We start from the raw sequence: 24,641 nt of genomic DNA on the forward strand, positions 1-24,641 counted from the left end.
AAACACAACCTATTCGCTAACTAATAATTACAACAATTCAAACCAGTAGCGCTAACTTACTGTCTTTTACCTTAGTTTATTAACATTAGCAGCAAATAAGGCCATGATAGCTGTCTGGTATGGCCGTTAAGCAACGGCAGCTCAGAGAGGGCGTGAGCGTTTTTTTGTATGACCCAGCACCAGCTCCGGCGGCAGCGTAAAGGAAAAACTGCTGCCTTTGCCCGGCTCGCTAAAGATCATTAAGCGGCTGTTATGCCGCGACAGTACATGCTTGACGATGGCCAGGCCTAAGCCAGTACCGCCGGTATTACGGGCGCGGGCTTCATCTACCCGGTAAAAGCGCTCTGTTAAGCGCTTAACATGCTGTGGCGCAATGCCGGGGCCATTGTCGTTTACCGAAAACACGGCTTTTAAGTGCTGACGCTGCCAGCTGACCTGAATGTCACCGCCTTGCTGAGTATATTTAATGGCATTAATCACCAGATTAGAAAAAGCACTGCGTAACTCCTCCGTCACGCCGGTGACTTTTAACGTCGGATCAATATCAAACACGATATGATGTTGCTTGTCGCGGTTGACCGTTTGCGCTTCCTGCTCCAGTTGCAGCAGCATCGTCGGCACATCGACCTCATCGTCAAAATGTACCCGTGCCGATGCTTCAATTCGCGATAAGGTCAACAGCTGCTGCACTAAAGCATCCATGCGTTTGGTTTGGTCCAACATCACGTTGTGGGCTTTTTTCCACATCGCTTTGTCCGGCAAGTGTTCATCATCCATCACCTCCAGGTAGCCTTGCAGCACCGTCAGCGGCGTGCGCAGTTCGTGCGACACATTGGCGACAAAGTCTTTACGGATCTGCTCTAATTGTTTCAGCTGGGTAATGTCGCGCACTATCAACAGATATTGCGCTACGCCATAAGGCATAATGTTAAACTCGAGCGTTAGCTGATCATTGACCGGCGAGGCCAGCTCCAGTGGCTGGGCAAATTGCATCGCCTGCAAATACTGCAGAAACTGCGGATGGCGGATCAAGTTATCCAGCCGCTGGCCTTCATCGGCCGGCCAGTGCAGGCCAACCAGAATTTGCGCCAGCTTGTTGCTCCAGATAATGCTCCAGTCATCACGCAGCACCACCACCGCTTCGGGCAGGGCTTCGGCACCGTCACGAAAACGGCGCACCACGTTACGCAGCTCACGCCTTTTACGCCGGTCACGCCGTTGCAGGTAATAAATGCCTTCAAACAGGTGGCCCCATATACCTTCGCTGATCGGCGGCGACAGCTTACGGTCGCGCCACAGCCATTTATCCATTAAAAATAAATGGTGGTAATGCCACAGCAACAGCGCCACGGTAAAAATAAGCAGCGCCAGCAGCAGGCTGTTGGAGATGACGCCAACCAGAGCAATAAAACAATAAAAAAGGAACAGCTTGGTATAGACCTTCCTTTTCGATAGCAGTTGGCGCATAGCGGTAGGGTTAACCCTTTATTTAGCAGAGAAACGGTAGCCAGAGCCCCGCACGGTTTGTACTAATCTATCATGACCGGCAACAGAAATCGCCTTGCGTAAGCGGCGGATATGCACATCAACGGTACGATCTTCAACATAGACATTGGTACCCCAGACATGATCCAGCAACTGTTCACGGCTGTAAACGCGCTCGGGGTGCGTCATAAAAAAATGCAGCAGGCGAAATTCGGTTGGCCCCATATCCAATGCCTGATCGGATGCCATCACCCGGTGCGACACCGGGTCCAGTTTCAGGCCCTGCACTTCGATCACCTCGTCCAGGCTGGTCGGTGCTACCCGGCGGATCACCGCTTTAATACGTGCCATCAGCTCTTTTGGTGAAAACGGCTTGGTAACATAATCGTCGGCGCCCACTTCCAGGCCACGCACTTTGTCTTCTTCTTCACCGCGGGCGGTGATCATGATAATCGGGATATTGCGCGTCAGCTCGTGTTGTTTCATTTTCTTCGCGATCTGAATACCGCTACCGCCGGGCAACATCCAATCCAGCAATACTAAATCCGGGTAGGGTTCCATTAACGCATTTACTGCCGAGTCATAATCTTCTGCCGTTGCGGCCTGATAACCATTTTGCTCCAGCACAAAACACAACATGTCGCGGATTGGGGCTTCATCTTCCACCACCAGGATCTTTCTTGCCATAAGGGGTCACCCTATTCTGTTAACCGGCAGCTGCCGGACGGTTATAACTGTTTATGCTGCATAGTATTGCTGCAGTTTATGACATTTTTATGAAAACTCGAGGTTAATCTTTCGGCTGGTGAGCACCCGGCAAATCCAGCACATATTAATAACAAAGATCACAAAATTAAAACCTTAAGCCACACCTAACTGCGTGACACTAAGATGAATTTTTTTTGACATAACCGGCTATAGCGCCCGAGCCGCCATGCCTTGACAGACTGTCATATGAGCGCCGCATTAGTGTAATAAAAGCGTCATTCTCCTTGTGTAGGGTGCCTGCAACTTGATTGGCAACACCTAAAACAACTCAACGGAGAGATGGTAATGGCTTTACGCAAATTGATTAAACTCAGCGCTATAGCATCAGCATTAATGCTGGCAGGCTGTGGTGGCGATCTGGTGGTTAATGCTGGCGGAACAGATGACGGCGGTAATAACGGTGGTGGCAACCCGCCACCGGCAACCAGCGACTGCCCGGCCTTTGCTACTGAAGGCCAAAGCCTGGCTGGCGTAAACAAAACCGTCTGCGAAATCACTGGCACTATTACCAGTGACACCCGTTTAACAGCCGATATCGCCTGGTCATTAAGCGGCAAGGTTACCGTAGGTAACGACAATGCCGACAGCGCCACCCTGACCATAGAACCGGGCACGACTCTTTTTGGTAAAAGCGGTGCAGATTATTTAGTGGTCGCCCGCGGCTCAAAAATACAGGCTGTTGGTACAGCTGCTGCACCTATCATTATGACCTCAGTTAACGACATGTTGGGCTTGTCTGATGATGAATCCACTGCAGAATGGGGTGGTTTAGTGCTATTGGGCAATGCACCAAGCAATAAATGCGATCAGGCCGCGCTGGACAGCTGTGAAATTCAGGCTGAAGGTGAAGCCGGCCCCTATGGCGGTGCCGATGAAGATGATGACAGTGGTGCCCTGAAATATGTGCAGGTACGTTACGCCGGTTTTGAAGTTATTCCGGATAACGAGCTAAACGGCATTACCTTTGCCGGTGTCGGTCGCGGCACAGAAGTTGAGTATATTCAGGTACATAACAACCTGGATGACGGCGTAGAGTTTTTCGGCGGTACTGTCGATGCCAAATATGTGGTGTTAACCGGCAACCGTGATGATTCATTAGACTGGGCCGACGGCTGGTCTGGCCGCATGCAGCACGTATTAGTGCGCCACAACCCGAACGACACTAAAGCCAACCGCGCTATCGAAGCCGACAATCAGTCTGGTAATTTTACCGCAGAGCCGGTATCTAAACCGCGTATTGCCAATATGACCATTATTGGTAATAACTTTGATGGCGAAGATGATTCAGAGGGTGTACTGCTGCGTGCCGGTACCGCCGGTGAGCTGTATAACGTGGTAATTACCGGCCCGGCTGGCATGGGTGAATGTTTTGAGATTAACAGTGATGAGTCAGTTACCAATGCCGGTAACGGTGAAATTATCTTCCGCAACTCCATTATCGATTGTGCAGAACCATTTAAAAACTCTGTAGACGACAATGACGTTGAAACCTTAGATGCTGCAGCCTGGTTTAATGGTCAGCCCGGCAATATCGTTGGCGATGCATTATTAGGTGGCTATGTTCCTGCACCAAACTCACCAGCTTTAGGCAATGGCTATAACGTGGCCAATAATGTTGACTCCTGGTTTGATAACGTTGACTACATCGGTGCCTTTGATGGTGAAACCGACTGGACTATCGGCTGGACTGTTGGCCTGCACGCTGAAGATGATTTAGCCAGCTGCCCAGCCGGCACCACTGAAGTAAACAGCTTAACCGGCCGCCTGAACTGCCAGTTAACCGGTGATATTACCAGCAATGTTACGCTGGCCGCCGGTGCTGACTACGTATTAAGTGGCCGGGTGCGCATTGGTGTTGATAACACTACTGCTGCTACGTTAACAGTGCAGCCAGGCGTCACTATTTACGGTAAATCCGGCGCGGATTTCCTGGTGGTAACCCGCGGTTCAAAAATTGATGCCAACGGTACCGCCACCAACCCTATAGTAATGACGTCAGTGCAGGATGTGATTGGCTCACCTACCGCAGCCGGCCAGTGGGGCGGCTTGGTATTACTGGGTAAAGCGCCAAGCACCAAGTGTGACCAGGCTGACTTAGCCAGCTGTGAAATTCAGGCAGAAGGCGAAGCCGGCCCATACGGCGGTGATGATTGGGAAGATAACAGTGGCCGCTTAAATTACGTGGTAGTAAAACACGCCGGCTTTGAAGTTATCCCGGATAACGAGTTAAACGGTATTACCTTTGCCGGTGTGGGCTCAGGCACCCAGTGCAGCAATATCCAGGTGCACCAGAACGTGGATGATGGCGTTGAGTTTTTCGGTGGTGCCGTTAACTGTAAAAACGTGGTGCTTACCTCGAACGGCGACGACTCAGTAGATTGGGCTGACGGCTATCGCGGTAAGCTGCAGTTTGTGTTGGTAAAACACGCTGCTGATGACGCTAAAGCTAACCGGGGTATTGAAGCTGACAACCAGTCAAATAACCTGACTGCTACACCGGTATCTAATCCTATCGTTGCCAATATGACTATTATCGGCAACAACTTCGACGGTGATGATGATTCAGAAGGCGTACTGCTGCGTGCGGGTACTAACGCTAAGTTGCATAACTTTGTTATCACTGGCCCGGCTGGCATGGGCGAATGTCTGGAACTGGACTCTAGCGAGACTAAAGCTTTTGCTATCGACGGCTCACTGGAAATGACTCACTCCGTTATCGCTTGTGACGAGTCAACCGTAGGTGACCTGGGCAATGGCACCACCACTGAACAATGGTTCCTGGCGCAAGACGGTAACAGTCTGGCGGCTAATCAGGCGGCAGTGTTAGACGGTATCTTTACCATCGATGCCACAACACCGAAAGACATGAATGCAGTAGATAGCTTCTTTGAAGCAGTAGACTTTATCGGTGCAGTAGATGCCGCTAACGACTGGACTGCAGGCTGGGCTGTCGGTTTAGACGACTAACCGCAATAAACACTGCCGGGTTTTGCCTGGCAGTGTTTTTTTATTCCACTGCATTGAACCTGCCCCCTGCCGTTCAGTGCAATACAGATGTAACCGTAAACGCTGATAGGACAAAGTTCAGATGAGCAGCATGCAAAAGTTTAATTTCAGTCGTGTTGGCCGCAGTGTGCTGCTGGCGCTAAGCACGGCTACCGCGCTGGTATCATGGGCCAGCGCAGCGCAGGAAGCCCCGGTGCCAGCAGAAGATGCAGCCGATGTTGAGCGTATTTCTGTTTCCGGCCGTCTGATGAGTTCAGCCGCCTCTGCCGCAGCAGAGCGTCGCGAGCAACCTTACGTTGCTGAGCTACTTGGTATGGAACAAATTTCCCGCGCGGGCGACAGCAACGCTGCGACTGCACTGCGCCGCGTTACCGGCTTAACGCTGGTAAAAGACAAATTTATTTATGTGCGTGGTTTGGGCGAACGCTACTCCAGCACCCTGCTTAACGGCGCCATGGTGCCAAGCCCGGATCCAACCCGTAACGTTATTCCGCTGGATATGTTTCCCGCCGGCATTATTGAAAGTTTAGTGGTGCAAAAGGCCTATTCGCCGGAGCTACCAGCAGCCTTCGGTGGCGGTAATGTTAATATCCGCACCGCGGCCATTCCACTGCAAACGACATTTAATGCGTCCATCGGTACCGGTTATAACAGCCTGAACAGCGACGATGGTTTTAGTTATACCGGCGGCGGTGATGACTGGCGCGGCAAAGATGACGGCCTGCGTGGTATTTCTCCCGAGCTGGCAGCTGCACAGGCGCAATATGGCACCCTGACCCCGATTAATATTGCCGAAGCCTTAGGCGGCATTAACGGCCCTAACCTGGCCCAGGCTGAGACGATAGTGCGCGAACTGGGCACTGCCTTTAACCGTGATATTGATATCAGCCGTAGCAGTGTAAAGCCGGATTTTGATGGCAGCGTGTCTTTTGGTGGCCGTTTTGACCTGGCGCAAAATGTGGTATTTGGCGTAATGACCGGCCTGAGCTATGACAGGGCTACGCAGAATATCGAAGAGCAAGAGCGCTATTACTCGGTGTCAGGTGACAACCTGCTGCCATTAAACCGTTATGACGATATCAAAGGCACTGAACATCAGGTCAAGCTGTCAGGTATGCTGAATTTTGGTTTAGAGCTGGGTGTTGATCACCGGCTGGAAACCTCAACCATTTATCTGCGCGACACTAAAGATGAGATAAAGATTAAAAACGGTGACAGCATCGAAACCATTAACGAGGCCAACCGTTCCAATACAGATACCAGCATTTTGTACGAAGAGCGCAGCATGTTAAGCAATCAACTGCGCGGCCGGCACAATTTCCCGTACTTAATGGATCTGGCCCTGGACTGGCAATATACCGATGCTAAAGCACGCCGCTATGCGCCGGGCGAAGTAGAATACCGCCGACTCAACGAAACCCAGCCAGATGGCAGCGTGTTCTCGTTTTTACGTCGCAATCAGAACGCGGTGAACTACAGCTTTGGTGATATGAAGGACAACACCGAAAACTTTAGCTGGAACGCTAAATTGCCGCTGACACTGGGTAAAGCCGAAATGACCTTAAGTGGCGGCTACAGCTACTTTGAACGTGCCCGTAATGCCCAGACTGACCGCTTCAATTTTGATACCGTCGGCTACAGCCTGCAGCAGCTATCCGGCAGCTTCTCGGAAATATTCTCTGATGAGAATATCTTAAACCCGGCTAATGGCTTTAAAATCTCAAACGTCACCACCCAGGCCGATGATTATCTGGCTGCACAGATGATAGATGCCGGTTACGCCGCATTAGAGCTGAACTACGACTACAAATTCCGCGTAAATGTCGGTGTACGTTACGAAGACTTTAAACAAATCTCGCTACCCATCGGGGCTGATGGTGATATCAGCGGCAACCTCACCGATTCAGTGCTGTTAGAAGATGGCTTCTACCCGGCGTTATCCTTGACCTGGTTTATCAATGACGACTTACAGGCGCGCTTTGGTTACAGCAAAACCGTGGTGCGGCCGGATTTACGCGAAGTTACCCCGGTATTGTACGTCGACCCGCTAACCGACTTTAAAGTCACCGGTTTTGCAGGCTTAAAAAGCACCGACATCAACAGTGCTGATATCCGCTTAGAGTGGTATTACGACACCAGCAACTACAGCGTTGGCGTATTCTATAAGGACTTAGACAACCCGATAGAGGCCATTGAACTGTCAGGCTCTGACGGCAACCTGCTGATGTCGTTCCGCAATGCGCAAAGCGGCAAGGTGTATGGTGCTGAAGCCGAGTTTTTGCAGCAGCTGGACATGTTTGGCGGTGATTTCGGTAAGCTTGCCGATAACTTCTTTGTCGCCGGTAACCTGACAGTTAGTGAGTCTGAGATCAGCATTCAACCGTTCCCGGGCGCAGATCTAACCAACTTAGAACGCAGTTTAAGCGGCCATTCTAAATATGTCGCCAACCTGCAGTTGGGCTTTGACGCCGACAACAACCAGCACAATGCCACCCTAACCTACAACGTGTTTGGTAAGCGCATTGCCTTTGCCGGTGTTAACGACAAAGACGACGCCTTCGAGCAGCCGTTTAACTCGCTGGACTTTACCTACAGCTATACCCCCACCGAAAGCATGACGCTGAAACTGGGGCTGAAAAACCTGCTGGATGAAGACGTAGAAATTTTGCAGCAGGGCGAAATTCTGCAAAAGCGGGTTGAAGGCCAAAGCTATAGCTTAAGCTTCTCGTACAAATACTAAAAAGCGGATGAGCAAAGCAAAACGCCGGTCAATGACCGGCGTTTTTTATTACTTATCAGTAAGCTAATTAAAACTTATGCTTAATACCCACCGCCAGGTAATCACGGTCTGGCGTTGGCGTATCTAAGTTAAAGCTGCTGTACCAGCCATACAGGGTAGTGTTTTTACCGGCTTTGTAATCTACGCCTAAGCTTAGCGCATTATCATCTTCCAATGTCTGATACTGGGCTTTCAGCTCTGTTTTACCCAGCGGATAAGCCGCACTGGCCAGCCAACCGTCTTTCTCCAGGCCGCTGACAATGTCTTCCTGGGTATGGTACATCGCACCTAACTTAAAGCCGGCTACTTTACCTTGCGCCTGCAGGCGCAGGGTGTCAAAACCCGCTACTTCAGAGTCAATGGCGATAGCGGCATAGAAATTACTGTTCTTCAGGTTTTCGTCACCGTAATACACCGACGCCGAGTAGGCATCTTCGGCATCAGCGGCGTCTTCCATGATATAGGTCAGATGCAAGCCAAAACCATTATACGTCGGCGTATAGTAGGTGATGGAGTCGCTGGCACGTACCTCACCTTTCCACAGGTTTTTCACGTCGGCTTCGTAATCGCTGAATAAATCAATTTTACCCTGCGCATCTTTTAATGCAGTATCATGGCGGCCTAAACGGATTTCACCAAAGTTACCGGCCAGACCAATATATTGGTTACGCGAGGTAATGTTATCGCCATCACCAACATCGGCCAGATCAACACCCCACTCCACCTGATACACCAGCTTCAGGCCATCTTCCAGCTCGTAGTCACCTTTGAGGCCAAAGCGTGAACTGTTACTTTTTAGCTCAGAGAAGCGGCCATCGCCCTCATCGCTTGATTGTGCTGATACATTCAGCTGACCATAAACGGTTACCGGCTCGGCTTGCACGGCACTGGCGGCTACCATTGCCATTGCTACTACGACTGACGTTTTTTTCATGTTTTGCACCTAAAGTTACTATCAATTATCGCTACGGCCACAAAAGGCGTCGCTGTTCAGACGCCGGCCATGATATGACCATTTTATGACACTAAAATGACAAGGTGGCAGTTTTGTGACTTTACAATGATGCTTTTATGACTTAGCGCAAGTTAACTGGCCGCCCTCTGGCAAAAGTATTAATCAAACGACTGAGATAGCCAGCTTTTCTGGCGGATGGGCAGAAAAAAAGGAGCCGCAGCTCCTTTTTATACCATCGCCTGTTGATACCGTCGCCGGCGTTAGTCGCGGCTTTTATCGACAATTTGCTGCAGCTCTGCATCACTTAAGTGAGCAACATGGCTGCCTTTACTGATAAAAATCGCCTGCTCACAAATATTGCGGCAATGATCGCCCACCCGCTCTAACGATTTAGCCACCTGCGACACCTGCAGGCTGATGGCAATTTGCTGAGTGTCTTGCATCATTGACGCCAGACTACTTTGTAAAATGGTATCGTAAGTGCTGTCGATGGCCTTTTCATCACGCAGCACCGCCAGCGCGGCTTTGGCATCCATTTGTTCAAACGCCGCAATAGCCCGCTCAAACATCTGGATCACCTCTTGCCCCATTTGATTCAGTGTGTCTAACTGCATAGCCGAAGGCCGGCTGTCCGGCAGTGCTCTGAGCAGTGCCTTGGCAATACGCTTGGCCATATCGCCAATGCGCTCAACGTCGTTAACACTTTTCAGGATCGCCAACACCAGACGTAAATCGGTAGCGGCGGGCTGACGCCGCGCCAGTATGTCCAGACAGTGCTCGTCGATATCCACTTCAAAGCTGTTAACCTTGCGATCAGACTGCTTTACCTGCTTTGCCAGCGCCAGATCGGCAGTGCTAAAGGCTGTCATTGCATCACGCAGCTGCTTTTGTGCCAGTGCTGCCATTTGCAGTAACCGTTCAACCGCTTGCTGCAGTTCTTCGTCATAGGCCTGAGAATAATGGCCGCCGATCTTCGTGTTTGGCATAACGCCAGTCTCCTGAAAAATTATCTACCACGCCCAGCGGGCACGCTATACCCTAGCAACGGCGACTTAACCATAACGGCCGGTAATGTAGTCTTCGGTGCGTTTTTGCTGCGGGTTAGTAAACAAATCATTGGTGTTACCAATTTCAATTAAATTACCCAGGTGGAAAAACGCGGTTCTGTCAGACACCCTTGCCGCCTGCTGCATATTGTGTGTCACAATAACAATGGTGAAGTTTTGCTTTAACTCGTCAATCAGCTCTTCAATAATTGAGGTAGCAATAGGGTCCAGTGCCGAGCAGGGCTCGTCCATTAAGATCACTTCCGGGCTTACCGCTATGCTACGGGCAATACATAAACGCTGCTGTTGCCCCCCGGATAAACCGGTGCCGGGCTGATCCAGACGGTCTTTGACTTCATTCCATAAACCGGCGCGGCGCAGGCTGGACTCAACAATGTCGTCCAGGTCAGCTTTACGCTCGGCCAGGCCGTGTAATTTCGGGCCATAGGCGATATTTTCATATATCGACTTAGGGAACGGATTCGGCTTTTGAAACACCATGCCCACCTGCGCCCGCAGTTGCACTACATCCAGCGCCGGCTCATGAATATCACGGCCATCAAGCAAAATACTGCCCGTTACGCGACAGTGCTCTATGGTGTCGTTCATCCGGTTCATGCAGCGTAAAAAGGTCGACTTACCGCAACCGGACGGGCCGATAAAAGAGATCACCTCATTCTGATACACATCCATGCTGATGCCATGCAGCGCCTGGTTGTCGCCGTAAAACACCTTAACGTCTTTCGCACTGATTTTTACCGGAGCTGAATTACTCATTTGTTTATCCGTTACATTAAAATTAAAATCGGTCTGAGCTGGCAAAACGTGGCGGCTACCAGCGCTTCTCATACTTTTTCCGCAGCCAGATGGCCAGACCATTTAAGCTGATCATCATCATAAGCAGTACGATAATGGCGGCTGAGGTACGGGCTTCAAAGAAATTACGCAGCTCATTACCCTGCCACAAATAAATTTGTACCGGCAAGGCACTGGCTTGTTCAAAAGGCGATGCCGGAATAGAGGCAACAAACGACTTCATACCGATAAGCAACAGCGGTGCCGTCTCGCCCAGTGCCTGTGCCACACCCAAAATAGCGCCGGTTAAAATGCCCGGTATCGCCAGCGGTAACACATGGTGGAAAATCGCCTGCATTTTCGACGCCCCCAGCCCCAGCGCGGCCTGCCGGATAGACGGTGGAATCGCTTTCAGTGTAGAGCGGGTCGCAATAATCACCGTAGGTAATGTCATCAGTGACAACACTAAACCACCGACAATTGGCGCTGACATCGGCAGATTAAACCAACCAATCAGCACTGAAGCGCCAAGCAATCCAAATACAATAGAGGGTACCGCCGCCAGGTTATTAATATTCACCTCAACCAGGTCGGTAATTTTGTTACGTGGTGCAAATTCTTCTAAGTATATCGCTGCGGCGACGCCCATTGGCACGGCCAGTAAAATAACGACCAACATCATGTAGAACGAGCCCATAAAAGCCCCGGCTAAACCGGCCGACGCCAGCGAGCTGCGCGAGTCCGGGTTCATAAACAGCGCCAGGCTAAACCGGTTCTGAATAACGCCGTCAGCGGCGAGCTGGTCTACCCACTGCCGCATTTTGGGGCTTAGCTGCTGCTGCTCATCTGGCAGGCTGCGGTCGATATTGCCTTTTAACCAGACATCGATATTGGCATCGGTCAGTAAGTGCAAGGTGCGGGTTTGGCCAATAATAGCCGGATCCGCTACCACCATATCCCGCAGCGCAAAACGCTCGCCAGAGGTGACAACACGGGCTAAATCACGCCGGTGCTTAGTGGCGTCCGGTAAGATTTTTTGCAGGCTGTCGGTGATCAGGCGATTAAAGTTGACGAAACCAACCTCGGTTTGCCAGGCCAGATAACGCTGGCGAAAATCGTTCTCGCTTTCATCGGCCTGTTGCTGCGGTTTCTCCGGGATCTTAATGATTTTCGGATCGAAGTAGATATCCAGCGTAATGGCTGACTGCCAGAATGCCGGCATACCTTTAGAGAAAATATTAATAAATAACACCGCCACCAGCGCCAGGCTAATCAGCACGGCTAGCAAGCCGGTGCGGCGAAATAGCTTTTCTTTGCGGTGCCGCCGGCTTAGCGAGGCGACAACCTTTTGCTGTACCAGGCTGGGGTGAACCACTGTTTTTATTGGGTTTTCTGCAATAATGGTCATAACTTACTCGTATTGCTCACGGTATTTACGCACTATCACCAGCGCCATCACATTCAGCAGCAGGGTAATAACGAACAGGGTTAAGCCCAGCGCAAAGGCCACCAGCGATTGTGGGCTGGAAAAGTCATTGTCGCCGGTTAGCTGGTTAACGATGGTCACCGTTACCGTCGACACGGCTTCAAACGGGTTCGCCGTTAATGCCGGGCTATTACCCGCTGCCAGCACCACGATCATGGTTTCGCCAATGGCGCGGCTGGCTGCCAGTAACACCGCACCGACGATACCCGGTAAGGCGGCCGGCAGCACCACTTTGAGGATGGTTTCCGATTTGGTTGCGCCCAGCCCCAAAGAGCCATCGCGCATGGATTTTGGCACCTGAGTGATAATGTCGTCAGACAAGGATGAGATAAACGGGATAATCATAATACCCATCACCACACCGGCGGTCAGTGCAGATGTGGCATTAATATCCAGCCCGATAGCGGCGCCTAAATCACGCAAAAAGGGTCCAACGGTCACCAGCGCAAAGAAGCCATATACTATCGTTGGGATACCGGCCAATACTTCGATAACAGGCTTGGCGGTATTGCGCAGCTTTAGCGGTGCGTATTCGGCCAGATAAATCGCGACCATCAGCCCCAGCGGTATCGCCACCAGCATCGCAATGCCGGCGATCAGCACCGTACCTGACAGCAACGGTACTAAACCAAAATTGCCCTGCTCACCGACGCCGACAGTCGAAAAACGCGGGTTCCAGGTTGTGCCAAAGAAAAACTCTGTTGGCGGAATATAACTGAAGAATTTTAGTGTTTCGCCTACCATCGACAGCACGATGCCGATGGTGGTTAAAATGGCAACAGTGGAGCAAAGCACCAACAGCGCCTTTACCACCCGCTCCACCTGATGCCGCGCTTTTAAACGTGGTGTGATCTTTAACAGGCTAAACAGCATACCTACGGCAGCGATCACCGCCATTAGCGCCGTCAGCACTATGGCGCTGTTCGCCTTTAGCTGGCGCAAATGCTCGGCCGCATTGAGTTCCCACTGCGCGGCGTCCGCAACCACACCAAAGTTATTTGCCAGATTACTAATACGCTGCGACACCACCCGCAGCTGGTCTGCGCTTTGGCTGGCAACCTCTGCCGGCAGCTGCGCCAGCACCATGGCATTAATCACGGCCGGCGACAGCCATAGCCATAATAACAAGATAAAAAACGCCGGTAACACCGCCCACAACCCCACCATCATGCCGTAGTGATGTGGCCGCGAGTGCATACGCAAATCGGCGTTAACTGTAGCCACTTTGCGGCTGCGGGCCATCCCCAGCTGATAGCCCAGTGCCAGCAACACCAGCAGCACTACAATTAACGAAAGGTTACTCATGGTTGCTCCGTAAACAGCTTATACGCCCAAGCTTACTCAGCTGCGCAGTGTAAGCGGCTTATATTTCAGTTTTATGACAGCAGGAAAACAAAAAAAGAGAACCCGTTACAGGTTCCCTTCATTACAGTACACCAATTATAGCGATGCTTTCTGCCGGATAGCCTGCGTTATCTCAGCACGCTCATCATCAGCCAGCGGAATTAACCCCGCACTTTCCAGCACGCTGCCAAAACCTGACATGCCTTCACTGACATGAAACAGCGCATATTCCTGTAAGCCTGGGATAACACCGATATGAGCGCCTTTTACATAGATGTACAGCGGCCGTGATACCGGATATTCACCCGAGATAATAGTATCCAGATTAGGCTCGACACCAGATACCGTAGCCACTTTGATGCGGTCGCGGTTGGCTTCATAGAAGCTTAAACCAAACACACCAACAGCATCTTTTTGTGCCTGTAACCGTGCCAGAGTTTCCGTGTAATCACCGGCAATTTCAACTACCCGGCCGTCGGTACGCATTGCAGTACAGAATTTACCGGCGTCATCTTTGGCCAGCGCTTTCACTTCAGCCAGGGTTTTACAACCTGGTACCACCACTTTTTCTTCATACACTTCGCGGGTACCGTGGTTAGAACCTGGGATAGCCAGTAAAATTTCCTGATCTGGCAGGGCTTTATCTATCTGGTTCCAGCGAGTATAGGGGTTAGCAACCATTTTACCGTTTTGCGGCACCTGCGCTGCCTGGGCTAAAAATACGTGCTGCGGCTCCAGTTTAAATACGGCGGCATCAACGCGCGAAGCAAACACAATACCGTCATAACCAATTTTGACTTCAATGATCTCTTTTACGCCATTGGCTTTACAGGCTTCCACTTCATTCGGGCGGATTTTACGGGAAGAGTTGGCCACATCAATGGTATTAGCACCTACACCCTGACAAAACTGACGCAAACCACCTGAAGAACCACCAGAACCAACAACAGGGGTGCGGAACTGGGCAAAGTTGTTGCCAAACTCTTCTGCTACCACAGACGAGAAAGGTAACACCGTTGATGACCCGGCAATTTGGATCGTATCACGGCTTTGTGCCTGTGCAGCGCTTGCAATTAAGGTCATACCGGCAGCCAGCAACAGGTTGGAGATTTTATTCAGCTTCATATCAATTCCTCGGTCATCCGATTTATGTACGCCGCTAGTTTGCTGCATTTTTATTGCACTATTATGACAAGCAAGAATTAATTAACCTGCACAGCAAAAAAACTGCACTGAGCCGCACCGTTATTGCATGACTGCACAGCGATTACGGCCCTGATGTTTAGCCTGGTATAACGCCTGATCGGCGCGTAACAGCAGTTTATCCAGATCGTCCTGTAGCGGCATATACATAGCAATACCAATACTGCAGGTGATATGCAGCACGTCGCCGCTCGTTAGCACAAACTCATGTTCTGCCACGGCCAGCCTTAACCGCTCTGCAGACATAATCGCCGTTTTAATATCAACCTCCGGCAGCAGAATAAAAAACTCTTCTCCACCATAACGGCCGGCTAAATCCGTATCGCGGATGCTTTGTTTACACAGCTCAGCGAAGGCAATCAGCACCTTGTCACCGGCAGCATGGCCGTGTTGGTCATTAATCTGTTTAAAATGATCAATGTCCAGCATCAGCACCGCCAAGTCTTTCTGATAACGTTTGGCGCGGCGAATTTCCGCCTGCGCCTGCTGTATAATCACCCGCCGGTTTACCAGGCCGGTTAGCATGTCAGTACTGGCCAGTTGCAGCAGCTCCTGATTACGCTCTACCAGCAATTGTTCAGTTTGCGCATGCCGGGCAATTTCTGCGCTAAGGGCTTGGGCCAGCGCCCGAAAACGCAGCGTAAAAAAGCTCAGTAAGGCAATCACTAACAGCATCAGCATTACCGATTGCAGTAGCAGTTTATAGTCGACTACGACTTCTGCCGGCCCACTGTAGAGAAACTTATCCAGAGGTTTTAGTTGCTCTACCATGCCCAGTGCATGGTACATCCTGGCAATTTGCTGCCAGCGCCCCGGATTCATATGGCCAATTTCAACCAGATCAGGCAACACCAGGGTACGCAATACTTCTGCTTCATAGTGTAAATGCGCACTGGATTTATCTGGCGCATACATTTGCTTAATATGCGCCACGCTGTAATCGATATTGTCCAGCGCAAAACGCCAGCCCTGCAGACTGGCCTGCAAAAACGCTTCAGCTTGCTTTGGGTGCTGCGCCAGCCAGTCGGCATGGCCAACCAATATATCCTGATAAAAATTAACGCCGTATTCCGTCGGTTGAATAACACGGTATGGCATGCCCATTTGCTGCAGCAGGTAAGGCTCATTTGATAAGTAAGCGTTAAAGGCGTCGGTTTTACCGCTTAACAGATTATCCAGTTTCATTGATGAGCTGCTCAGTTGCAGCTTGTTAATGGCAAAACCTTCTTTGGCAAACACGGCCAACAGTTCGGTGTTTTCCTGCGACAAGGTCATTTCTAACCGGCGCGACGCCAGATCCTGCAAGGTATAGATATCGGAATCGCCGCGTACCAGCCAGACACTGGGCGATTTTTGCATAATGGCCGCCAGTGCTACCACAGGCTTGCCTTCTAAATAGGCCAGTAAAGCGCCGGATGCCGACACGGCAAACTGCACTTCTCTTTGCAACAGCTGCTGTAACACATTTATCTCAGGTGCGCCGGGGATAATGTGCACCTTAAGCCCGGCCTGCTGGTAATAGCCCTGTTCCAGCGCCATATAATAGCCGGCAAACTGAAACTGATGATGCCAGCGTAGCTGCAGCGTAATGTCGGTCTCGCTGGCGTTAGTCGGTACTGTAAACAAGATGCCGCACAGCATCAGCAGCAAGCTGGCTGCTCTGAGGCGTGATACAGAACTTACACAGGTGTTCAACAATGCAATGTCCCTGAGCATAGATGACAAGGTTACCGCTGTAGTATAGGAGAGTCTGGCATAACTGACAGCCAAACCGGGACATCTGGCGTGATGTCAGCAGTTCGCAAGGTAAATGAGATGCTAAGAACCACCCCAAATAAATTTATTAACAATAATAAAATCTCTGGTTATCAGATAGGCGTGTCAGTTTTATTTACAACTTCAACTGGTCTTGCCTGTATAAAACTTAACCATCTCATTTGATCTAAGCCGTCTCATCGTCTTATATCAACACGGCTTAATTTATGCAGTATGCCAAATTCTAAATGTAATTTGCATTTAGTAAAACGGTCGCCAGACAGGCATCGGCAGTACTGTTAAGGCGATGTAAAATAAGAAAAGGAGTCTTCATTTATGTTTTCGAAGAAAAATAAATCTGCAATTAGCGTCCATGTCGCCTCGGTCTGCCTGCTAGCTTTGAGTATCCAGTCAGCTTTAGCACAACAAGTCCCGGCCAACAACGCTGAAGGCGGCAACCTGTGGTTTGTTGAACTGGCGACCAAACCGGTTGCTGATGGCAATAGCAAAAACAACGTCAAACAAGCGCAAGCCCAATTCCGCAAAGCAGCCCGCGATGCTGATGTCAGCTTTACAGAGCGGCGCAGCTTTGACACCTTATTTAACGGTTTCTCGGTTGAAATCAGCCCGGCACAACGGGCTAAACTAATGCAGGTTCCCGGCGTAAAAGCTATTTACCCGGTAGAATTGATTCAGGCACCGGCACCTGATGTGCGCTCTGCCGGCTCTGCGGCAGATATGGCCACAGCAATTGGCATGACCGGCGCCGATATTGCACAAAATTCGCTGGGCTATACCGGCACCGGCATTAAAGTGGCGGTAATGGATACCGGTATCGATATCGATCACCCGGACTTTGGTGGTAATGGCAGCAATGGCAGTACTGCTTTTCCTACGCCGCGGGTAGCCTACGGTTACGATTTTGTTGGTGATGCTTTTAATGCTGACTCAACCAGCCCCAGCTATAACCCGATTGCCACGCCGGACAATAATCCGGATGATTGTGGCGGCCATGGGACACATGTTGCCGGTATTGTCGGTGCTAATGGCACAGTAAAAGGCGTAGCGCCTGATGTGACCTTTGGCGCCTACCGGGTATTTGGCTGTAATGGCAGCACCACCGCCGACATTATGATCGCGGCGATGGAGCAAGCCTATGCCGATGGCATGCACATTTTGAACATGAGCATTGGCTCAGCCTTTCAATGGCCGCAATACCCTACCGCGCAAGCCGCAGACCGACTGGTAGAAAAAGGTATGGTGGTGGTAGCCTCCATCGGTAACAGTGGCGCCAGCGGCTTATATTCTGCCGGTGCTCCAGGCTTAGGTGAACATGTTATCGGTGTGGCGTCTTTTGACAATGTCGCCAGCACCTCCGCAGTACTGGAAGTAAACGGTCAGGACATTGCTTACAACACTATGACGTTCAGCGGCCAGGTGCCTACTGCGGGTTCAGGTGATGTGGTCTTTGTCGGCCAAGCCTGTAACACCGACCCATTACTGGTGAGCCCCGCTGGTAAAATAGCCCTGGCAGTACGCGGTGTGTGCTCCTTTGGTGAAAAAGCCACCAATGCTATTAATGCCGGTGCTACTGCTGTGGTTATCCATAACAATGCACCAGGCAATTTTAGCGGTACCCTGGGGGCGCAGATTGGCGATGGCTCGGTGCCTGTCGTCAGTATTTCCCAGGCTGATGGCTTGTTTATTCAGGCGCAAGCCGCGCCGGTGTTAAGCTGGACTGATCGCAGCATGCAGGTTGCACTGCCTACCGGCGGTTTAATTTCCAGTTTCAGCTCTTATGGTTTATCACCTGATCTGGCGTTAAAACCCGATATAGGCGCGCCAGGCGGAGTTATTTACTCCACTTACCCACTGGAAAGCGGTGGCTTTGCGACATTAGGCGGTACTTCGATGTCGTCACCGCATGTTGCAGGTGCGGCAGCACTGTTGCTACAAGCAAAACCAAATACCCCGGCAATGGCGGTGCGTTCAGTATTGCAAAACAGCGCCGATCCGAAGAACTGGTTTGGTAGTCCGGGGCTGGGCTTCCTGGATAACGTGCACCGTCAAGGTGCCGGTATGGTAGATGTCGACGACAGCATCACTGCCAGCACTTACATTACGCCGGGCAAAATTGCTACCGGCGAAGGTGAAGCCGGTCCCTTCATGCAAACCCTGACTGTGCATAACAACGGCACTGAAGCCGTAACTTACCAGTTATCGGCAGTGAATGCGTTATCAACCGGAGGCATTATTACGCCTAGTTTCTTCCTGGGTGATGCCAGTGTCAGCTTTAGCAGCGATACACTGACCGTTGCCGCCGGTGGTAGCGCCAGCGTAGATGCCACTATAACACCAGCAACGCTACCGGTTAATGGTCAGTACGGCGGCTATATCGTGTTTACGCCAGAAGACGCCGGACAGGTTTATCGCGTGCCCTTCGCTGGTTTTGTCGGCGACTATCAGGCGATCCAGGTATTAGCACCAACAGCCAGTGGTTTCCCCTGGTTGGCACAGCTTGAAGATGGTTTCTACAACAATTGCACTATGGACTGCAGTTACAGTATGCAGGGTGACGACGTGCCTTGGTTCCTGATCCATTTCGACCACCACGCCCGTTATATGGAAATGAATATCCTGCATGCCGGTTCAATGCAGCCGGTGCATCCGGTATTCCATAAAACCAATGTGTTTGACTACTTGCCACGTAACAGTTCAGCGACCGGGTTCTTTACCTTTAGCTGGGATGGTACACGCATCCACAGTAACGGCGGCAAAGGCAAAACTAAGGTGGTGCCAAACGGCGATTATGTGCTGCAGTTAAAAGTCCTGAAAGCTCTGGGTGACGAAAACAACCCGGCGCATTGGGAAACCTGGACTTCACCGGTAATTAATATCGCCCGTTAATCTTGATAGCGGCAACAACAAAAAAGGCGAACCGAAGTTCGCCTTTTTTATTGCCATGATGATTATGACCAGTTCAGCACTACTTTGCCGGACTGACCGGAGCACATAATGTCAAAACCTTCCTGGAAGCGCTCCATCGGTAACTCATGCGTTACCATGGGCGTTAAGTCCAACCCGGATTGAATTAAGCTGGCCATTTTGTACCAGGTTTCAAACATCTCTCGGCCATAAATGCCTTTAATTACCAAACCTTTAAAAATCACCTTGTTCCAATCTACCGCCATATCGGATGGTGGAATGCCCAGCATGGCAATTTTGCCGCCATGGTTCATGGTATCGAGCATGCTACGAAACGCGGCCGGTACACCGGACATTTCCAGACCCACGTCAAAGCCTTCGGTCATGCCAAGCTCTTTCATTACGTCTTTTAAGTTCTGCTTGCTGACATCCACCGCCCGGGTCGCGCCCATTTTCAGGGCTAAATCTAACCGGTAGGGATTGACGTCGGTAATCACCACATGGCGGGCACCAACATGGCGCGCAACCGCAGCGGCCATAATACCTATGGGGCCTGCACCGGTGATCAGTACGTCTTCACCAACTAAATCGAACGACAAAGCGGTGTGTACGGCATTACCGAACGGGTCAAAAATGGCGGCGATATTATCCGGAATGTTATCGGCCAGTTTAAAGGCGTTATAGGCCGGTATCACCAGATATTCGGCAAAAGAGCCGGCGCGGTTTACACCGACGCCGGTGGTATTGCGGCACAAATGCACCCGGCCGGCACGGCAGTTGCGGCAATGACCACAGGTTATATGGCCCTCACCCGATACCCGGTCGCCAATACTAAAGCCGCGTACTTCCGAGCCCATACCTTCAATAACACCAACATATTCGTGGCCCACCACCATGCCGTGCGGAATAGTGTTTTGCGCCCACTCATCCCATTTGTATATATGCACGTCCGTGCCACAAATGGCGGTTTTTTTGATGCGGATTAATACATCATTCGGCCCTACCTGCGGTTTTTCTACCTCGGTTTGCCAAATGCCTGGTTCTGCTTTTAACTTTGCTAATGCTTTCATATCACGCCCCGCCCTCAGGCAATCACGCCCATATCTTTACCAATACGGATAAAGGCGTCGATGGCTTTATCCAGTTGTGCTTTGCTGTGTGCTGCCGAAATTTGGGTGCGAATACGCGCCTGACCTTTGGGCACCACCGGAAACGAGAAGCCGACCACGTAAATGCCTTCAGCCAGCATGCGCTTGGCCATTTCGGCGGCGACTTTGGCATCACCTAACATGACCGGAATAATGGCATGGTCTTTACCAGCCAGGGTAAAACCGGCGGCAGACATTTTTTCCCGGAAGTAGTTGGCGTTGTCCCATAGCTTAGCGCGCAGCGCTTCACCTTGCGCCAGCATCTGCAGCACTTTAATGGACGCGGTAACAATAGACGGCGCCAGTGAATTGGAGAATAAATACGGCCGTGAGCGCTGGCGCAGCCATTCAATCACTTCTTTTTTACCGGAGGTATAGCCGCCGGAGGCACCGCCGAGCGCTTTACCTAAGGTGCCGGTGATAATATCGACTCTGTCCATCACGTCACAATATTCGTGGGTGCCGCGGCCATTTTTACCGACAAAACCGACCGCATGGCTGTCATCTACCATCACCATGGCATTGTATTTGTCAGCCAGATCGCAAATGGCTTTTAAATCTGCGATTACGCCATCCATCGAAAACACACCGTCGGTGGCAATCAGCTTAAAGCGCGCACCATCGGCATCGGCTTGTTTAAGCTGTGCTTCAAGTTCTGCCATATCGTTATTGGCATAGCGGTAACGCTTGGCTTTACACAAACGCACGCCGTCAATAATAGAGGCATGGTTTAACGCATCAGAGATAACCGCATCTTCGCTGCCCAGAATGGTTTCGAACAAGCCACCGTTGGCATCAAAACAGGATGAATACAAAATGGTATCTTCAGTGCCTAAAAACGCACTGATGTTTTGCTCCAGCGTTTTGTGAATATCCTGGGTACCACAAATAAAACGCACTGATGCCACACCAAAACCGTGGCTGGCAAGACCTTGTTGCGCGGCAGCGATAAGATCGGGGTGGTTGGCCAGGCCAAGATAATTATTGGCACAGAAATTTAAAACCTGCTGGCCGCCAACACTGACATCGGCTTGCTGCTGCGAGGTAATAATACGTTCTGCTTTGTATAAACCTTCTGCTTTAACATCGTCTATTTGTTGTTGTAGATGTTGCAGAAAAGCGCTGTTGCGCATAAAGCCTCCTGTTGCGGGGGTAAGAGAACAGAAAAAACGGCGCCATTGTAATGCTTATAGCAAAGCGCTGCAGCGCTTTTACGTTAACTTAAGCGCTGTTCAGACCTGCTGCTGTAAAGTTTAGCCTACAACACCGTCAGTATTAGCCGGCTAAGGCTTCATAATGCTGTTGTAAGCGGGCGATACGCGGTTTGGCCTGCTCAGTGGCATAAGGCTTAAATAATAACAATACTTTAAGCACCCCCTGATACACGCTGGCCTGATCAATTGCCTGTTGCGGCGCCTGGGTTTTCAGATAGCTGATCCAAAAGGTCACCAACAGCTTAATGCTGTGGGCTAAGTCGGTGATATCTTCATCATCAATTTGAATCACAGCAGACTGCTTTAAGGCTTTAAGCACGGCCGTTACCCGCAGTAGCACGCCTTGCTGCACTTGCAGATAGTCCTGCTGCAGGGCCGGGTCGCGCGATAAAATATCCGGTAAGTTGGCGTAGAAAAAATGAAAGCGCCACATCAGCTCAAACACCGCGTCCAGATAACAGGCCAGCGCGTCCAGCGCTTCAGCCTGATCAGACGGCGGTTTGATACGGGTTTCCAGCAGCTTGGCATACTCTTTAAAAATTTGCCGGACAATGTCTTCTTTATTGCGAAAGTGGTAATACAAATTACCCGGACTAATGCCTAAATGGGCGGCAATATGATTAGTGGTGACCTGACGCTCACCAACCTGATTAAACAGCTCTATGCTGGCTTGCAGAATTTTATCTTTGGTTCTTAACTTCTTTTCCATCTGCGAAACAGGGCTTATGGTTGGCTAAATTAATTTGCTATAGTAACGCCAAATTGACTAAAAACTCTAGTCGCAGCTTTTGCACAGCGCTACCCTCACCTTGGAATGCTAATAACATAATGAAAATAAAAGCAATATACCCCGGCACCTTTGATCCTTTAACCAATGGCCATGCCGATTTAGTGCAACGCGCCGCACGGATGTTTGATCAGGTTATCGTTGGCGTAGCGGCTAACCCCAGCAAGCAGCCGCTGTTTAGCCTGGATGAACGGGTCGCACTAGCGCAACAAGCTTTTGCCGGCATTGCTAATGTTAGCGTTATTGGTTTTTCAGGCTTACTGGCTAAGTTTGCGGCAGATCAGGCAGCAGAAGTGCTGATCCGTGGTGTGCGGGCGGTAGCCGATTTTGAATATGAGTTTCAACTGGCCAGCATGAACCGCCAGCTTAACCCAACGCTGGACAGCATTTTTATGACACCGTCAGAAAAAAACACCTTTATCTCCTCCACCCTGGTCAAAGAAGTTTGCCGTCATGGTGGCGATGTATCCAGTTTCGTGCCACCCCATGTTGAACTTGCACTAAAAGCCAAATTAAAGCTATGAAGTTAAAACTGTCCTTGCTCAGTCTGGCACTGAGCACGCTGCCCATCGCTGCGGCGCCCTGGGTTGATACCACAGATAACTATTTGCGCCAGTCGCTGCAAACACTGGCTCATGCCGGTGTGATCAGCGGCCCGGTGAATACCTATCCGCTAATGTGGAAGAACATCGTCGCCGATTTAGCTAAAGCGCAACAACAACCTACTGAAGAGCTGCGCTTTGCGTTGGCCCATGTGCGTTCGGTGCTAAATGCTAATCAGCAAAGCTATACTGCCGGCATTAAACTTAAAGCCAGCTCCGATCCATCGCTGTATCAAAGCTTTGGCGAAAGCTATTTTGAAACTGCCAGCGCCACGGTATTTAAAGAATATCTGGGCGATAGCTGGGCCGGCAAAACCCAGGTCAATTACCGCAAGCGGGATGACGGCAGCACCGAACAAGCGCTGACGCTGGACGGCAGTTATCTGGCGGTGATTGCCGGTAACTGGGTACTGGCCGTTGATCAACAACCGCTATGGTGGGGCCCGGGCCAGCAAACAGCCTTGTTGCTGAGCAATAATGCCCGGCCAATACCGTCACTGCGCTTAAGCCGCCACAGCTGGCAAGCCAGTGACAGCGCGCTGTTTAGCTGGTTAGGTCCGTGGAGCTTTACAACCTTTGCCGGTCAGGGCGAGCATCAAAGCCAACCCCGGCAAATTAAGCACTTTGGTGCCCGTTTCAGTGCCAGGCCACTGCCACAACTGGAGCTGGGCTTGTCGCGCATTAGCCAGTGGGGCGGCGACAGCCTGGACAACAGCCTCGATGCTTTTGCCGATATGCTGCTGTTAAATGCGGGCAGCAACGCCGATAATCTGGCCGCACTGGATCTGACCTATCACGGCCATTTATTTAACCGGCCGTTTAGCCTGTACACTGAGCTGGCCGACGATAACGGTGGCAAAAACCTAAGCACACCGTTGCAGTTGTTCGGCATTCGTACTTTCTTTGGTCATGACAGCGCCATTCATACGCTTAATCTGGAATGGTCCGATACCTACATCCGCTGCGAGTCGCAGCCGCAAGCCGGTGACTGTGCGTATGAAGGTGATATTTACCCGCAAGGTTACCGCCGCTATGGCCGGGTGATTGGCAGCGGCTATGGCGCGGATGCCCAGGTATTATCGGCCGGCTATCGTTATCAAACCTTTGATGGCTACAGCTGGGCCGTCAGTGTGCTGCGCGGTGACTTTGTTACTGCAAATAGTAGGCTGCAAAACTGGCAGCTTCGGCTGGAGTACCGTCAGCCACTGTTTAACGGCTTACTGAGTATTGAAGGCCGGGTGTTTGATAAGTCGCCGCAACCCGAGCTGCGAATAAAACGCGGCAGCCTGGCGGCAACCTGGGAATACCGTTTTTAGCCCGCTATTGTGCTTTTCTTCCCGCCC

The 24,641-nt window shown here is 50.9% G+C and carries 17 protein-coding genes; 5 read left to right on the forward strand and 12 right to left on the reverse strand.

From position 1 onward, the window contains the following. Positions 1-141 precede the first annotated feature (141 nt). Positions 142-1,467 carry a phosphate regulon sensor histidine kinase PhoR gene (gene phoR / locus EYB30_RS11930; protein ID WP_166839129.1) on the reverse strand — a complete coding sequence of 442 codons (1,326 nt, stop codon included), beginning with the start codon at positions 1,465-1,467 and terminating at the stop codon, positions 142-144. A gap of 18 nt (positions 1,468-1,485) precedes the next feature. Next, a complete protein-coding gene (gene phoB / locus EYB30_RS11935) occupies positions 1,486-2,172 on the reverse strand; it encodes a phosphate regulon transcriptional regulator PhoB (RefSeq protein WP_166839130.1) in 687 nt (228 codons plus the stop codon). Between the two features lie 366 nt (positions 2,173-2,538). On the opposite strand from phoB, the gene EYB30_RS11940 reads away from it, so the two are divergent. Together EYB30_RS11940 and EYB30_RS11945 are read left to right on the forward strand one after the other, a co-directional pair. Further along, positions 2,539-5,220, forward strand: coding sequence for a hypothetical protein (locus EYB30_RS11940; protein ID WP_166839131.1), 2,682 nt, complete (start codon positions 2,539-2,541; stop codon positions 5,218-5,220). 121 nt (positions 5,221-5,341) lie between these two features. Beyond that, on the forward strand, positions 5,342-7,999 hold the full coding sequence (locus tag EYB30_RS11945; RefSeq protein WP_166839132.1) for a TonB-dependent receptor domain-containing protein: 2,658 nt from the start codon (positions 5,342-5,344) through the stop codon (positions 7,997-7,999). Positions 8,000-8,066: 67 nt separating this feature from the next. Here the strand turns inward: EYB30_RS11945 and EYB30_RS11950 are convergent, their stop codons facing one another. The 7 genes from EYB30_RS11950 to EYB30_RS11980 all read right to left on the reverse strand — a co-directional run bounded on the left by EYB30_RS11950 (position 8,067) and on the right by EYB30_RS11980 (position 16,565). Next, positions 8,067-8,972: a porin gene (locus EYB30_RS11950; protein ID WP_166839133.1), complete on the reverse strand. Its 906-nt coding sequence runs from the start codon at positions 8,970-8,972 to the stop codon at positions 8,067-8,069. Between the two features lie 281 nt (positions 8,973-9,253). Further along, a complete protein-coding gene (gene phoU, locus EYB30_RS11955) occupies positions 9,254-9,979 on the reverse strand; it encodes a phosphate signaling complex protein PhoU (RefSeq protein WP_166839134.1) in 726 nt (241 codons plus the stop codon). Positions 9,980-10,045: 66 nt separating this feature from the next. Next, positions 10,046-10,816: a phosphate ABC transporter ATP-binding protein PstB gene (gene pstB / locus EYB30_RS11960; protein WP_241698017.1), complete on the reverse strand. Its 771-nt coding sequence runs from the start codon at positions 10,814-10,816 to the stop codon at positions 10,046-10,048. A 55-nt stretch (positions 10,817-10,871) separates the two neighbouring features. Continuing rightward, complete coding sequence (gene pstA, locus EYB30_RS11965; protein WP_166839136.1) at positions 10,872-12,242, reverse strand: phosphate ABC transporter permease PstA; 1,371 nt, start codon at positions 12,240-12,242, stop codon at positions 10,872-10,874. Between the two features lie 3 nt (positions 12,243-12,245). After that, positions 12,246-13,625: a phosphate ABC transporter permease subunit PstC gene (pstC, locus tag EYB30_RS11970; protein WP_166839137.1), complete on the reverse strand. Its 1,380-nt coding sequence runs from the start codon at positions 13,623-13,625 to the stop codon at positions 12,246-12,248. A gap of 135 nt (positions 13,626-13,760) precedes the next feature. Then, positions 13,761-14,789: a substrate-binding domain-containing protein gene (locus tag EYB30_RS11975; RefSeq protein ID WP_166839138.1), complete on the reverse strand. Its 1,029-nt coding sequence runs from the start codon at positions 14,787-14,789 to the stop codon at positions 13,761-13,763. 120 nt (positions 14,790-14,909) lie between these two features. Further along, complete coding sequence (locus tag EYB30_RS11980) at positions 14,910-16,565, reverse strand: GGDEF domain-containing protein (protein ID WP_166839139.1); 1,656 nt, start codon at positions 16,563-16,565, stop codon at positions 14,910-14,912. A 393-nt stretch (positions 16,566-16,958) separates the two neighbouring features. Between EYB30_RS11980 and EYB30_RS18760 the strand changes: the two genes are divergently transcribed. Next, positions 16,959-19,529 (forward strand): S8 family serine peptidase, encoded by a 2,571-nt coding sequence (locus EYB30_RS18760; RefSeq protein ID WP_166839140.1) that lies wholly within the window; start codon positions 16,959-16,961, stop codon positions 19,527-19,529. 62 nt (positions 19,530-19,591) lie between these two features. On the opposite strand, the gene tdh is transcribed toward EYB30_RS18760, so the two are convergent. From tdh to EYB30_RS12000, 3 genes are all read right to left on the reverse strand, one after another. Continuing rightward, positions 19,592-20,617 (reverse strand): L-threonine 3-dehydrogenase, encoded by a 1,026-nt coding sequence (tdh, locus tag EYB30_RS11990; protein ID WP_166839141.1) that lies wholly within the window; start codon positions 20,615-20,617, stop codon positions 19,592-19,594. Positions 20,618-20,631: 14 nt separating this feature from the next. Next, positions 20,632-21,828 (reverse strand): glycine C-acetyltransferase, encoded by a 1,197-nt coding sequence (locus EYB30_RS11995; protein WP_166839142.1) that lies wholly within the window; start codon positions 21,826-21,828, stop codon positions 20,632-20,634. Between the two features lie 142 nt (positions 21,829-21,970). Further along, positions 21,971-22,618 (reverse strand): TetR/AcrR family transcriptional regulator, encoded by a 648-nt coding sequence (locus EYB30_RS12000; protein WP_166839143.1) that lies wholly within the window; start codon positions 22,616-22,618, stop codon positions 21,971-21,973. Positions 22,619-22,737: 119 nt separating this feature from the next. Between EYB30_RS12000 and coaD the strand changes: the two genes are divergently transcribed. Together coaD and EYB30_RS12010 are read left to right on the forward strand one after the other, a co-directional pair. Then, the gene (gene coaD / locus EYB30_RS12005; RefSeq protein ID WP_166839144.1) at positions 22,738-23,220 is read left to right on the forward strand and encodes a pantetheine-phosphate adenylyltransferase; all 483 of its coding nucleotides are present in this window, start codon (positions 22,738-22,740) and stop codon (positions 23,218-23,220) included. After that, complete coding sequence (locus EYB30_RS12010) at positions 23,217-24,614, forward strand: capsule assembly Wzi family protein (RefSeq protein ID WP_166839145.1); 1,398 nt, start codon at positions 23,217-23,219, stop codon at positions 24,612-24,614. The genes coaD and EYB30_RS12010 overlap by 4 nt, the downstream gene beginning before the upstream one ends. The last annotated feature ends 27 nt before the right edge of the window (positions 24,615-24,641 follow it).

This window comes from Rheinheimera pleomorphica (genome assembly GCF_011634895.1).
Lineage (GTDB): Bacteria > Pseudomonadota > Gammaproteobacteria > Enterobacterales > Alteromonadaceae > Alishewanella > Alishewanella pleomorphica.

Excerpts from the sequence above, each read along its gene's own strand:
- phoR (WP_166839129.1), bottom strand. The coding sequence starts at position 1,467 with ATGCGCCAACTGCTATCGAAAAGGAAGGTCTATACCAAGCTGTTCCTT.
- phoB (WP_166839130.1), bottom strand. The coding sequence starts at position 2,172 with ATGGCAAGAAAGATCCTGGTGGTGGAAGATGAAGCCCCAATCCGCGAC.
- EYB30_RS11940 (WP_166839131.1), top strand. The coding sequence starts at position 2,539 with ATGGCTTTACGCAAATTGATTAAACTCAGCGCTATAGCATCAGCATTA.
- EYB30_RS11945 (WP_166839132.1), top strand. The coding sequence starts at position 5,342 with ATGAGCAGCATGCAAAAGTTTAATTTCAGTCGTGTTGGCCGCAGTGTG.
- EYB30_RS11950 (WP_166839133.1), bottom strand. The coding sequence starts at position 8,972 with ATGAAAAAAACGTCAGTCGTAGTAGCAATGGCAATGGTAGCCGCCAGT.
- phoU (WP_166839134.1), bottom strand. The coding sequence starts at position 9,979 with ATGCCAAACACGAAGATCGGCGGCCATTATTCTCAGGCCTATGACGAA.
- pstB (WP_241698017.1), bottom strand. The coding sequence starts at position 10,816 with ATGAGTAATTCAGCTCCGGTAAAAATCAGTGCGAAAGACGTTAAGGTG.
- pstA (WP_166839136.1), bottom strand. The coding sequence starts at position 12,242 with ATGACCATTATTGCAGAAAACCCAATAAAAACAGTGGTTCACCCCAGC.
- pstC (WP_166839137.1), bottom strand. The coding sequence starts at position 13,625 with ATGAGTAACCTTTCGTTAATTGTAGTGCTGCTGGTGTTGCTGGCACTG.
- EYB30_RS11975 (WP_166839138.1), bottom strand. The coding sequence starts at position 14,789 with ATGAAGCTGAATAAAATCTCCAACCTGTTGCTGGCTGCCGGTATGACC.
- EYB30_RS18760 (WP_166839140.1), top strand. The coding sequence starts at position 16,959 with ATGTTTTCGAAGAAAAATAAATCTGCAATTAGCGTCCATGTCGCCTCG.
- tdh (WP_166839141.1), bottom strand. The coding sequence starts at position 20,617 with ATGAAAGCATTAGCAAAGTTAAAAGCAGAACCAGGCATTTGGCAAACC.
- EYB30_RS11995 (WP_166839142.1), bottom strand. The coding sequence starts at position 21,828 with ATGCGCAACAGCGCTTTTCTGCAACATCTACAACAACAAATAGACGAT.
- EYB30_RS12000 (WP_166839143.1), bottom strand. The coding sequence starts at position 22,618 with ATGGAAAAGAAGTTAAGAACCAAAGATAAAATTCTGCAAGCCAGCATA.
- coaD (WP_166839144.1), top strand. The coding sequence starts at position 22,738 with ATGAAAATAAAAGCAATATACCCCGGCACCTTTGATCCTTTAACCAAT.
- EYB30_RS12010 (WP_166839145.1), top strand. The coding sequence starts at position 23,217 with ATGAAGTTAAAACTGTCCTTGCTCAGTCTGGCACTGAGCACGCTGCCC.